This is a genomic window from Bacteroides faecis (assembly GCF_020091505.1).
GTDB classification, from domain to species: Bacteria; Bacteroidota; Bacteroidia; order Bacteroidales; family Bacteroidaceae; genus Bacteroides; species Bacteroides faecis.
On sequence record NZ_CP081916.1, the window covers coordinates 4371129 to 4385323 of the forward strand.

Sequence of the window (14195 nt, forward strand, 5' to 3'; positions counted from 1 at the left end):
GAAACGGGATACAGAAGGCTATATAAAACTTCTTTGTATCCCGTTACTTTTAGTGTTGTAAATTAGTGGAATTACTGAATATCCAACGCATCAAACGCCAAACCATCCATATTCTCTGCTGAAAGCAGTACCTTATAATGTCCGGCATTAATAAATGTACCGGTAGTGGTACTCATCATCTTCCATTTGTCCGGTGTTTCGGGGAAGGTAAGTACATCCTCTTTCAATACCACTCCTTTCGAATCAATGAACTTCATTAATACAGGCATCGGTTTTTCGGTAGTATTCATATATTTAAAACGAAGTGCATAGACTTGTGCCAATCCTGTAGAAACATTCCATTCAATACTGTTACCTTTTCCTTTACCAAAGAAAACACCCATCTGTTTGCGGTGTTCTTTCTTCTGGAATTTTCCTTTCAATACAGCAGCTTCCGCTTCGTAAGCTACGCTGACACGGGCATTTTTGTCTTCGGGAAGCAATTCTTTCGGAGTTTTCTCCATCACTTCTTTACTTGCCTTCTCCCAATTCCAGTCTGATGCGGGAAATAGAGTCGGTTTCAAATCCGAATTGGCAGAAGCAATAGCAATACCCGAAATCAAAGCCTGCCCCGCTTTCACTTCCGGAAAATGTATTTTCAATAATCCGCCTTTTATAATAGCGTATACTACTTTTTTACAAGCTCCATCGTGACCACTTTCAGCCCAAATGTCAAGATCATCCAATACCACAGAGTCATTCACTGCAACATCAAAAATGCGCAATCCTTCACAATCGGTAGAAGCACTGCCTCCTGTTCCATGCCAAGGTTCTGTGAAGTAAAATTCGATTCGATACATTCCATCAGCTACCGGGAAATTGTATTCCAGTTGATGGCGGCCAAAACGGAAATGCTGAAACAACTTCCAGTCACGACTTCCCCGAATCGGATCATTCGTGGTACGCTGACTTGCAAGGTATGGATTCAACTCGTTGAAGCTTGCTGCCCATGAACGGGAGTAATTGGTATTATCCTGCATCCATAACTGACCAAAACTATCTGTAAAATCATCTCCCCCACAGTTGATGCGATACAGGTAATTATATCCGTCCTCACCTTTCAATAGGGGTTTTGTGTCCTGATACAATATCCCGAAATGAGGAGATTGTTCCAGACCGTTGAGTACAAGAATGTCTTCGGCAACTGCTTTTCCTTTATAATATCCTACAGCACGAAGTACATTATAACGAATATCCCGATTCTCCCACATAAAGTGAGTACCTATGCCATTATTCTTTTTACGTCCCAGATAAGTCACTTTTTCATTGGACATATCATTATAAAGCAATACGGAATCACAATTACTGTATGCTTCGATCGTAGCCCGACGGCGCCCTTTCTCAAAACGGTCCGCCCAAGTATGTGATACCAGATATACCATCGGGTCCTTAGCTGCCGAAACATAGTTGGCACGATACATATAATATACGTCCAATGGTTCTTCCCACGGAGTCACCAGTCCTTTATAGTTGAACGGGCCTACCTTATCTATTTTCCGGTATGCCTCATCCGGCTGACGACGTCCGGGATTGTCATGACTGCTGAAAATCCATTGAAACTGTCCGCAAACACTGTCTTTGACCTGTTCCGCCAGACGAATCTTTGTTTCCATCAACCGGCACATACGGCTCTCACTCCATACACCATTTGCGTCGAATTCCGCAGGTTCCGTATGCAGATCAATGCTTCTCCAGGCACCATATTCTCCATTCAGTAACTGGTTCTTCTGCGAAAGTTCCTTTCCATACTTCGTAACATCTCCTCCATATGTACCGCTCCAATTCTGAATTACATTCCAGTCAGTCCCTTCACCTCCGTTGCAAGTGGTAATGATACGCATTGTACGTGCTGTGGGGTCCATTTCACGAATGATTTCACTACACTCCTGTGCAAATTCACGAGGCAATGTACTCTCATTCTGTAATCCCCATATCACTACTGACGGAGAATTACGACGTTCCTTCACCCATTGACGAAGCAGCTTTTTAAAATTCTCACGAAACTCCGGAGTATCATACCACACGTGGGCAGAAAGCTGTGTCCAGAACAAGACTCCTTCTTCATCCCAATATTTCTGATAATCGAGATGATGTGGCTGGTGGGCATCACGAAAGGCATTAAAACCTGCCGCACGTATTTGCTTCACTCTTGCAGCTACCTGTTCTTTACTGAATGCATGACTCTGTCCGAACTGATGTTCATACTCGCATACGCCATTGATAAAGACAGGCTTTCCATTCAGGTAAAAGCGACCATCTCCATCATTTCTCTTCACCGGCCAACTGATCGTACGGATACCGAACGGAGTTGAAATCTCATCCGTTGTTTTAGTATCACGCTTAATCATACTTGCCAGTTTATAAAGATATGGATTCTCCGTATCCCATAAAACAGGATTTTCTACAGGAGCCTGTTGGCGAATTACCTTCATTTCTCCCGGAGCCAATGTCACTTTCTCTACCAGACGGAATACTTGTTTTCCATCCTCATTACTCAATTTATTAACTACCTCTATCGTTTCCCCGGTCTTACCATAGTTCTTCACCTCTGTTTCTACAAATATATTAGCCGCCTTTTCATCATTCCAGATGTGTACTCCGAAAGGTTCAATACGAATCTCATCTGTTACCTCCAGCACTACCGGACGGAATATTCCTAACGGCTGAGAGCCTTCACTAAATCCCCACTCTGACGAACATCCACCACATACCCACGGCATATCGGCTATCATTTCCGGATGCTCCGCTTTTACTTCCAGACGATTTGTTCCTTGTTTCAGTGCATCGGTCACGTCCAATGTCAACGTAGTACGCCCTACCGGATGACGTCCGAAGTCATGTCCGTTCACTTTAATAGTAGCATACGTACCCACTCCTTCAAAACGCAGGAAATACCTTTTTAATTGACTATTGACAGTTGACAATTGACAATTATCGAGAGAGAAGTCTTTTACGTACATGGCTGTTCCATGCAGGTTGCCATGAGTTAGTTGGCGATAACCGTAATAGTCATCCCAGTTATGGGGGATTCGACAATCGATAACTGATGATTGACGGTTGGTAATCGGTGATTGGTGATTATCCTTTGAATGGTCTTTTGAATTGTCGATTGTCAATTGTGAATTGTCAATTAACCAAGTTTTCCAGCCTTCATTCAGTTCAGTGATCATCCGACGGTTCTTTGTTTCAGGTTTCGGAAAGCGAACTGCGGAACGTCCCATCGGTTGGCTCGTGGCAACAGCGATACCACGCTGTTCGGCATTATTCACTGCACAATAAAAATGATAAACTACTCCATCGTGTTTGATTACATAACTTTTATGTGCAAACAATTCGTCATAATTCTTAGACGGGATAATCAAATCAGCCCCATGCCAGTCTGTCCAGTTGACCAGATCATAACTTGCAGCAAACGTATTAAAAGCTTTATACTTGCGCGAGGGTTCAAAAGCAGAGAAATAAAACATCACATACACGTCGCCCATTTTCTGAATGTGAGCATCTCCGGTGATCGTTCCGTCCGCTTCGTGCGCAAAGACCGGATTGCCGGGATAGCGTTTCCATGTTTTCATATCCTTGGAGAGTGCGATACCTACCCGTTCTCCTTTTAAGTCCGTTTCCGGATGGCGCCCTCCCGCATTGTAGAACATCACAAACGGAGCCCCTAAGGTTTTGTCTTTATCCCAGTAAACAGTACTTTTATATTGGGTCAGCTTTTCCCACCACTGTGCCTCTTTATCATGAATGCTTAAAATAGGTTTGTCTAAAGACTCCCATTCGTGAGCCGTGGAAATATCTCCTTTGGTAGATGCCAGTCCGACAAAGAGTGGTGCTTTTACGGCTTCATACCCTGTACCTTCGCCACCGATGTAAGTCATCCAGTGACGACCTTTATAAGTCTGGAGCTGGTAGCTTCCTCCCCATTCCATATCCGGCAGCGCAGGAAATCCGCCACGCTGATTACAGTCCCATTTTCCTTCCCGATAGGAAAGTACGCGTCCAAGAGTACGCCATTCAAGCAGATTATCACTTTCTGCTATCCAGGTTTCGTATCCACGGCCATCCGTTCCAGTCTTGCCATTATAAACGACGTACGTCATCAGCCACTTGTCTCCTTGACGGAATACTGTGGGACAATCAATCTTATGATAATTGTCGGTCGGGGCAACGGCAAGTCCGTACTTATAGGGCGTCTTTACCTCCTCATAAATCTGCTCCATCCGTTCCTGCGTAACTTCTTCACGTTGCGCATGCAGAGTGCATACAGTAACTATACTAAATAATGTCAGTAATAACTTCTTCATTATACTTTTATCTATCATCTTTATCTAAGTTGTGACCATTAGTTTCATTGCTCGAAACAAAAGGTTTCAAGGCATGAAACTAATGGTTTCACACCGAGAAACAAACAGTTTCATTGCTTGAAACTAAATATGGACTTACAACAAGTGCTCATTAGTAAAACAACCAATCCATTGTTTCTTCGTCTCCGGCTAATCCGGCATTACGAGTTTTCATTTCCGCAGCTGTAAATCCAAGGACCTGAAGATAGCCTTTAGGCAACATCAACGTATGTTTTCCAGCCGGGAAGCTATATGCATGTACATTTGCCAACGGCATTCCACTAATATGAATGGCATTTGTCAATACCGGTTCAGCCTGACCGTAATCGTTAGCAGAAGCATCAATCTCCAGTTTGGGAGCCTTTGCATACTTCTTCTGATCGTCTTTGAAATAAGCAACCAGCAGTTTGACCGGATCATTCGTTTCAAAAGTAATGCTTGTCCCTTTCTCCCGTTGTTCATTTCCATTGAAGCGGAATGCCTTCATTCCTTTCAGTTCGGGAGCAATCGCTTCTATTTTACCCGAAAGGTCTGTGAATAAAGAGGTTCCTTCATCCAGTTTAACTGTCGGATAATTCGATATTAAGTTCACATTCGCAGGAGTCCAGGCTGCAATCTCTACCGTTTCAGTCACGGCATTGCCATTCTGCTTTTCTTTCAGCATGGTAAGGTTCGCTTTAAAGTTCTCCAATTCTTTTTCGTAGTGTACCAGCAGTTCTTTCCATGTCTTATTATGACCATCATCTCCGCCGATAGGAATACGGCGTTGGGCTGTCTGCATACTGTTGGCGTATAAATAATGCTCGTCGGTCAGTTCCACTAACTTGCGATAGTGTTCCAGACTTTGTTCCATCAGAGGAATGGCTTCTTCCAGCTTCTTAATGTCTTTTCCCCACTGATAGTCTAATACCAGTTTCGCAGCTTTCACTTTCAGATTAAACGCATAGGCAAACTCACGGTAACAGTGCATATCATTCTGCAAACGTGCAAATTCGGCTTTATTGGAAGAGATGGAAGTGGCTGCTTTATCGATCGCTGCTATTGCCTTGTCACCGTGTTCTATCACCTGAGCAACAATATCCAGAGGCATTTCACCTACATGAGGCTCATTCTTCCATTCTTTCTCTACAAATTCGATCAACTTCTCCCCTTCCGGTCCGCAACTTTCATAAAATCCCGGATAGATCGTATATTTGTACGGATTGACAAGCTGGCTCATAAACATACCCAGTAACAATGTCTGACGGTTTCCCTCCGTAATGCCGAAACGGCGCAATAACTTCGGAGCAATCTCTCCGCTTTCTTCATAAGCAATGCGAATATTGCCCGCATTCTCATCAGATGTTCCGTAGAACTTACCTAGCTGATGATTCCAGTAACCAATCTCATCTGTACGGTCACGACGGCAGTTCCATGCATAGCGTCCCCACGTCTGATACCAAATCCAGTCACGGTCCAGTTGAAATTCCCGTTCACCGTTCGGCAACTTGTCGGCTGTATAAGGCCAGTCCCAGTATGAAGCCTGTGGGTAAAGGTGCAACGCATTGGCACCATGTACATTATGCATCGCTTGTACCGCCTTTTGTACGAAGTCCGGAGAACCCCAGCGGAACGGTTCCAGGTTCGCCAGAATATGTACGTTGCTGATATGAATGGAGCCTAAAGAACTCAGATCCGTATGAATCTTCGACCATGGACCACGGGGTTCATAAGTTGTTAATGATTCACCATTATATTTATGCATCGTATAGAGATTCTTGTATATCGGCAATGCGGCATCCATTACCAGTTTGCAGTCCGTATCGTGTGCACGCAGCAAAAGAGGCGGTTCGTCGGTACGCCCCAAAGCCTGTAATCCGTCTTTTACACCCGGAATAATGGTCTCGGTAAACCATTCCACATCGTCTTCCACTGTGCACATGGCTTCACCCAGACAAACCAACAGTCCCACATTCGGATATTTCTCTATAAATGCGGCAATACTTTTGCGGGTATAATCTGCAATCAAAGGGGTAATCGGGCGGTTACGGTCTTGTGTTTTCAGTCCATAATGCTCTGCAAATGGTTTAGAGAGGATAATATTATAAAACATCTGTATCACAAAGATACCACGCTTATCCGCTTCTTCTGTTAGAAAAGAAAACATCTCCTCATTTTTCTTGAACGTCTCTTCGTCTACTTCCAAGGCAAACGGATAATCTTCCAGTTTGACCAATGATGCAAACGGATGACCGTTCCAGAGATACAGGGAATTCATGCGGTTGGCAACCAGCATGTCAAGGTATTTAATCCATTGTTCCTTGTCATAAAACCAAGGAAAACTTTCCGGAGTATACGGATATTCATACACACCGTGTCCCGGCAGATAAGTCATCTTCTGCAAACCGACACAAGCGCCACGAAGTACCATTTCCGGGGCATCTTTCAGATCTTCCGGAAAGTTGAGTTTGCCGTCGGAATCGTTCACACGATCTATCAGTTCACGACATCCGTAGATAACGCCGCTTCCGTCCTTACCACTTACCTTTGTCAGATTACCGGTAGTTGTAATATGAAAACCTTCTTTCTTTAGCGTTGTATCGTTTACTTCTGTCAGCAATATGGTCTTTATTTCCGGATCGGAGAATGTGGTATCCCCTTGTTGCATCATTACCTGATAACCGGCTTTATCCAAGGTAGTCTGTAACTGTTCCGCACTGAACTGGACACGGTTTGATGCATCCGGCGGAGTCATTATTTTCACGGTTTGCTTACCACATGCAGCTAAGAAAAGTGTGCACGCCGCAAACATGAACAATTTGGTATTTTTCATTCTTCTGATATAAATTGTGTAATTTGATCTTTCTATACTATAAGAAGACGAGGCAACTCCCTGTTTGTACTCATTATAATAAGATCAGTAGGCATGTATTAAGGTGTTTATTTATGTCAGTCATATTTATAAAACAGATAATGATTTCAAAAAGTTCCGGCTTAGTAATATAAAATCTTAACTTTTTAAATCCAAAAGTATATCTTTGTACCCCATTTATCATTATCATTATGCAGATTTACATAGAAACACCCCGATTGATTCTCCACGATTGGAAAGAGGAAGACATTTCAGCTTTTGCCCGCATGAATGCTGATCCTCATGTGATGGAATTTTTTCTCAACCCACTGACTCCCGAAGAATCATTGGCCTTTTATCATCGTATCCAAAATGAGTTCCAAACTTGCGGCTTTGGTTTGTACGCTGTAGAGCGTAAAGAAGATCATGCTTTTATAGGCTATACGGGATTTCATCAGATTACATTTGATGTGGACTTTGCTCCGGGTGTAGAAATCGGCTGGCGGCTGGCACATGAGTATTGGGGACATGGTTATGCTCCTGAAGCGGCATTGGCTTGTTTGGAGTATGCCCGCAAATACTTAGATATCCAAACAATCTTTTCGTTTACTTCCCTCCCCAATCTGCGTTCGGAGCGGGTAATGCAGAAAATAGGAATGGAGCGGATGAAAGAGTTTAACCATCCGCTTGTTCCTCAGGGACATGCACTTTGCAGACATGTAGTATATCATATCGAGTTAAAATAGCTTATCACTCTTTCTTCCGGTGAATCAATCCAAAGGCGCCAGGTATTTTCCGATACCTTTTCCATCTTGCCAATAGTTGTTTTCGGTTGGCGGCGACTCCGGATTGTCAGATATCCCTCGCCTTCCGTTGCTTTTACTTTGATTGTTTTGCTATCCATATAGACCTGGATATCACCATTCGGAGTAGGAACAGTGCCTTCCATCCATTTCAATCCTCCCAATGCCGGAGCAATGCTAAATTCTTTATAACCTTCTTTTACCGGTTTCACTCCCAGATAATATTTCCCCAGCAAATAAATAGGGCTTGCTCCCCAAGCGTGGCACAAGCTCTTTCCATAAGGGCGCCCGTACATTGCAAGATGTTGTGTTCCGCTTTCTTCCGGATTATACTTCTCCCAAAAAGAAGTAGCTCCTTCTTTCAGCATACCTCCCCAGTAAGCTTTCATTTCTTTCATCACAGCGTCCTGTTCGCCCAGAGCACAGAGGGCTTCCAGTTCATAGAAACGCATATAAGGAGTGGTAATCTTCAGAATGCTGTCGTTCAAAAGGACAGAATGCTTGATTGCCTGTTGCTTCTTATCATCCAGATACTGGAAAAAGACAGAGAACATATTAGCGTAACGAGTGACTGCATCACTCTGTTTGCCATTGACACTATTATGTACAAATGCCTGTTTCTGTGTATTCCAGAAAGTCGGTTCCAGTTTAGCCTTCAATGCAGAAGCCAGTTTATCGTATTTCTGTTTTCCGTCTGAATCTCCGACTAAGTCGGCGCATAAAGCCATCGTCTCCAGACTCCTGCAGAAGAGTATTTGCTCAAAAGATAATTCTCCTTTTTTATCCAGATAACCATCTGCCCAGTCCACAAATACCCAATCGCCGGACAGTCCTTCTACCATTCCATTTTTATTCGTTCGTCCCAATACATAGTCCATCATCGTCTGCATGCGCGGATATAACTGATTAACAAAGTGTCGGTCACCGCTATACATGTAATAATCATAAACACTCAGAAACCAATAGAAAGTATAGTCCATAATGGTGTTGCTATGACTAGTCACCGGATCTTTGCCGCGAAGCAGCCAGATGGTGCGTTTCACTGATTCATTATCGAAGAAAAGATAGTAGTTCATCAGATAGCTTTGGATGGCGTCACCACTCCATACCCAACGGTCACGTTTGATTCCATCGATAAAGAATTCACGGGTAGTAAGATGCATGGTATATGCACCCACTTTCCAGATACGATTCAGTTCCTCGTCATTGCAACGGAAACTGCCGCGATATTCTTCAGGAAGATACTCGTATTGCATGGATACTTCTCCTATCTGTACTCCGGGCTCATGAGTGATATAAACATAACGGAAAGCTTTACTGTTTTCCAACGTATATGCATTAGCCGAATCGTTTAAAGGAGAGGTACTACGGATGGCAAGATCAGTTACTTGCCCCGATTCTACGAACAGCTTGTCCAGTGTTTCACAAAACTCTTTATCCTTTGCTTCTTCCGGGCTTTCACCATAAAATATAGCAATATGCCCCTTCCCGGAAAGATTCTTCAAAGTGATATATCCAAAAGTCTCTTTGCCAAAGTCATAAAGAGTTCCCCCCTCCGGTTGCTCTGTCTTAGAGACAGCTTGATGAGGTTCGCGAAGCAAAGTGAATTGAGAAGGGCGCTGAGTGGCACCATCAAAATTCCAGCATCCGGCATCCATGTAAACGGTAGCAGAGGTATCGCTGGCTTTACCGCTCTCATCAATCCATTCCTTATCTTCATAGGTCACACGCCAGGAGGAATCAGAATTTACAGTCTTCCCTTTTACATAAATGGTGGGCGGAGTAGCCTGATTCCAGACTTTGATGTTCAGACTATGCTTTCCGGCAGGAAGAGTCATCGTTTCCGGCATACCGAATTGAAGTTTCCCGTCGAGTTTGACATTGTACTTTCCTTCGGCAGCTATGAAAATCTCTTCCGGTTCCGAAAGATTCAGTTGCTTGCTGAATTCAACGACTACATAGTGACTATCCGTTTTCCAGAAGGGAGGAAAAAAGGCACCACGCTCTGTACGCCGGTTGTTCATCTGGTTGCCCAACCAAATTTCGTAGTCACCGGGATACCATATCCAGGTTTGGGCAAAAGTGCTACTTGCCAAAGACAATGCACCCAATAAGATTATCCATCTATTTTTCATTTTTCTTTCTATTCCTAACAGATTCTTATATTTCTTCTAATTATTCCGTAAATCCCTGTATTCCGCCTTCAGGCCTGCACGCTCACGAATAACAGTATCTACTTTCGGACCATTATTTTCCCACACATTGCCGGGACCATTGGCATTTTGAAGGTACTTCTCTCCTTCCGTCCAATTATCACGGACTGTGATGAAAGAAGAACCCTCATCCGTATAAAGATAAAACCAATGGTTAGGATCGTGCACATAACCGGGTGTATAGATGCTATGAACACAATTCTCAGTTACATAACTTTTGGGTTGGGAACCAAGTGTATATATTCCTGCCACATCATACATATGTTTGGCATAATGATGGATCAGATTCGCATGAACTCTGTTATTTCGCATACAATTCACCGTCTGCGTCCATCCCCACCCGAGGCTGATACCGCTATACGGCACTTCACAGATCTCATTATGTTCCACATTGATATCGCTGACATATCCCGCAGCGATGGCAAGGCATCCCCAATCTTCATTGCCAATTTCAGTAAAATAGCAATTATCGATCTGTTGATGTGTACATACTTCCCGACGGTCGGCAGGATCATAAGGTAAATGCGTTTCGTGAGCAGCCGGAGAAAAGCTACCGACCAGCAATCCATTTCCGGCAATGTCACGGAAAAGACATCCACGAATCACCCCGCCATGTGTAGCTTGCTCATAATCCAATCCGGTAGAGCCCAAATGTTCAAAACTGCAACGTTCGAAATCAATCTGATTGGCAGCAACCACCCGGACAGCCGCAGCCGGTCGTCCCAACCATCCCTGGTTATCCAACGGATGATTCAAATAATTCCGCTGCATCTTCGGTTCGATGCGGTAACCGTCTGTGAGATACATCCCTGTCTGGAGAGGAACATGACCTTTTTCGGAAGGACGCATCCAGGTAGTATAAGAGAAAGTGATGTTTTCAAAGCGAATATTCGAAACCGGACGATCCAACGTTCCTGCTATCTGCACCAATGTCTCAACGGCAGGGACTATCACCTCCGTATCAGCAGATTGCATCTTCTCTCCTGTTCGCGGATAATAATAGACTTTACGGCTTTCTATATCGTGGTACCATTCTCCGGGCACATCCAACAATTCACGTGCATTGACCAGATAGAAAGCGGAATTATGTCCGTCCGTCGTAACCATTGGACGGGGCCAGGGATGTTCAAACTGTATCCGGCTCTCCGGTTGATGAAAACATATGGCAGCACTGTCCCCCTGTATTTCGATAGAACTAATGCGAAGATTTGCCACGCACCACATCTGATGAAGAACCATTTCGGCATATTTGGCTTGTAAAATGCCTTTCCCGTCTGTCAGTTTACGTATTGCACTGGCAGGGACATAAAGAATCTCATTCTTCTCGTCCACACTACAAATACGGTTCATCTTCTCGAAATCTTCTACATCACGGGCACGGACAGCTTTCTTTCCGTTCACCCACATCTGCCGGAAATCTAACGGACGTCCGTTAAATGTCGGAACATCCGCTACCCAAAACTTACCCTGTTTTTTCCAGCCATTGATACGGACACCTCCACTCAACACAACTTTTTCACCGGTAGCGGAACGAATTACCGTAGGAGAATCCTCTGTTCCGCTATCTTCCGGACGAATAAAAACAGGTTCATGAAATGTATATGTACCACCTTCTATATAAATATTGATCCCTCCCTGAGCACGTTCATCACCGGTTCGCCGCCATTCACGTGCCTGTCGCAAAGCTGATGTCAGGGTCACTTTCGGAGAAACCCAGATATCGCCGGCCATAAGAGTAGAACTCATGGCTAGTAATACCCCCATTATTATCACATTCTTTCTAATCATATTTTTATCTTGCTAGTGGCATCCAAACAGTCATTTCCCCTTTTCCCCTGTTCCCCCATGCATAATAAGGAATCAAACGGATATCCACAGTTTTCCCGGCACGGGCGACCGGTCGGTAAAGTACTCCTTCCCATGACTCTTCTGATGTCAGGCGGGCTTTTCCTTCAAGCGCTACTATCGGACTACCTTCAATCGTAATCTTCCTGGGAGTCAGTTGTATATCTGAGGGAATCAGTATATTGTCTATCTTCTCTCCGTTCGCAATATCCATACTTTCCAGACAATATACCAACGGACCACGTTTCACGACCACCTGATTACGGATTTCCTCTGCTAAAGGATGAGCTTCAAGCAAACGGACAGGCATGTCCATTGTCAACTCCGCCATATCTCCTTTTTTCCATATACGGTTCACTTCCGCGTATGTATTTGCTTTTGCAGCAATCTGCACCGGCTCGCCATTTACTGTCAATGTAGCCTTTTCGCACCACTCCGGTATACGGAAGAAAAGAGAGAAAGCTCCGGCTTTACGAGGCAGTTTATTCAATCTCACGCGTACATTACCATCCCAGGGATAATCCGTTTCTTGTGTCAAGACAATCTCACCTTTATCCTTCCAGTGGATTGTCAATGTATTTGCGCCATACAAGTTGCAATAGATACCTTCATCATTTAATGTATAAGCATAATTCTGTGCCTGACAAAGAGTACGCAATGTATTCGGAGGACAACAGAAACAGCTAATGTATTCTGTCCGTTCTTTCGGCCAACGAAGTGTATAAGGCAGATCGGCGCTAATACGGAGGGGATTCGTATAGAAATATCTCTTTCCGTCCAGACTGATGCCACTCAATACACTATTATAAAGACAAGTCTCTACCAGTTCTGCATATTTTGCATCTCCGGTTACTTCCAACATACGCCAGTTGAAAAGCATATTACCAATATTAGCACATGTTTCATTATGTGCCGTGCTGTTTGGCAACTGATAGGGACGACCGTAACTTTGGTGCACTTTCTGTATACTATCCGGTTCATAGCAGGTACCATCAGGAGAAGTTCCGTCATAGAGGGCTCCGCAGGCTCCGGTCACATACATTTTCCGAGTGACAATGTCATTCCAGATGCTAGTCAGGTTTTTCATCAACTGTTGTTCTCCTGTCTCGGCATATACATCTGTTACGCCTGCATAAAGATAATTGGCACGTACGGCATGTCCCATTGCACGATACTGATCACGGAAAGGGATACGGTCCTGATTATCGTCCGTACCGTTCTCTACCATACCGCGAATATTAATCAGATTCTTCGAAAGTTCCAGATAACGGGGATTTTTTGTGGCACGATACATCTCAACCACTCCCATATAGTGTGAAGGGCAAATAGCATTGCGTGCTAATTCAGCAGAAGCTGTCTCATAGAAGTGGCAAAGGAAATCCGTAGCTTTCACTGCTGCATCGAAAAGAGTCGTTTTTCCGGTAGCACGACGGTGGACGATACCTGCCATCATCAAATGCCCCAGATTATAAGTTTCAAAATTCAATCGATTGGCAAAAGCTCCTTTCTCATCCTCTGCACCTACCTTCGTACCAATCACAGTCTGTTGCTGAGAATCTGCCAGCGTATGACTGTCGATCCCTTTGTTTAGTTCTTCTATAACAACCGGTGTATGTATATAACCGTCTGCACGTTGGGCTTTTACGACGCAAGCAATAAAGTTATCCATTAACTTGTCCAGTTCCGGATCTTTATTGACTGCATACACAGAAGCAACCCCTTCCATCCACTTATACATGTCTCCATCATGAAATGGAGGTCCCCAATGTTCTCCTTTGCATACACCGGCAGCAATCTCAAAATTACGGAAACCATGAGAAACTTCCGGCGTATTCCAGGTATTCCACATGCTCTGCAGGGAAGTCCCGCTAAATACATTAAAACGTTCTCCCCAAAATCCATTGGTCCAATGTACGGCATTTATTCCGGTGTTCGCCATTTTGGCATAACGGCTTTGACTCATGTCCGTCAATCCATTGCTTTGTGCAAATACTCCCGTGACGGAGGCGGAAGCTAGAAGAAATAACAGCTTTATCTGTTTCATTTAATATGAATATTTTTAAAATTTACACACTATCTCTTTAAAGAGAGACGTGATTATTCATATTTTGTACTCAATAAA

6 protein-coding genes are annotated in these 14195 nt (G+C 43.9%); 1 reads left to right on the forward strand and 5 read right to left on the reverse strand.

Features of this window, described 5'->3' with window-relative positions:
- Positions 1–71: 71 nt before the first annotated feature.
- A complete protein-coding gene (locus K6V30_RS17235) occupies positions 72–4343 on the reverse strand; it encodes a beta-d-glucuronidase/beta-L-arabinofuranosidase (protein WP_055270754.1) in 4272 nt (1423 codons plus the stop codon).
- A gap of 151 nt (positions 4344–4494) precedes the next feature.
- On the reverse strand, positions 4495–7194 hold the full coding sequence (locus tag K6V30_RS17240) for an alpha-d-galacturonidase (RefSeq protein WP_055270752.1): 2700 nt from the start codon (positions 7192–7194) through the stop codon (positions 4495–4497).
- A 230-nt stretch (positions 7195–7424) separates the two neighbouring features.
- Between K6V30_RS17240 and K6V30_RS17245 the strand changes: the two genes are divergently transcribed.
- Complete coding sequence (locus K6V30_RS17245) at positions 7425–7958, forward strand: GNAT family N-acetyltransferase (protein ID WP_022302044.1); 534 nt, start codon at positions 7425–7427, stop codon at positions 7956–7958.
- On the opposite strand, the gene K6V30_RS17250 is transcribed toward K6V30_RS17245, so the two are convergent.
- Genes K6V30_RS17250 through K6V30_RS17260 form a run of 3 tightly spaced genes read right to left on the reverse strand, consistent with a single transcriptional unit; the run spans position 7940 to position 14117 of the window.
- Entirely contained in the window at positions 7940–10150 is a 2211-nt protein-coding gene (locus K6V30_RS17250; protein ID WP_055270750.1) for an alpha-L-rhamnosidase-related protein, read from the reverse strand. The genes K6V30_RS17245 and K6V30_RS17250 overlap by 19 nt on opposite strands.
- Before the next feature lie 36 nt (positions 10151–10186).
- A complete protein-coding gene (locus K6V30_RS17255; protein WP_029425539.1) occupies positions 10187–12016 on the reverse strand; it encodes a right-handed parallel beta-helix repeat-containing protein in 1830 nt (609 codons plus the stop codon).
- A gap of 4 nt (positions 12017–12020) precedes the next feature.
- The gene (locus K6V30_RS17260) at positions 12021–14117 is read right to left on the reverse strand and encodes an aceric acid hydrolase (RefSeq protein WP_010537928.1); all 2097 of its coding nucleotides are present in this window, start codon (positions 14115–14117) and stop codon (positions 12021–12023) included.
- Positions 14118–14195 lie beyond the last annotated feature (78 nt).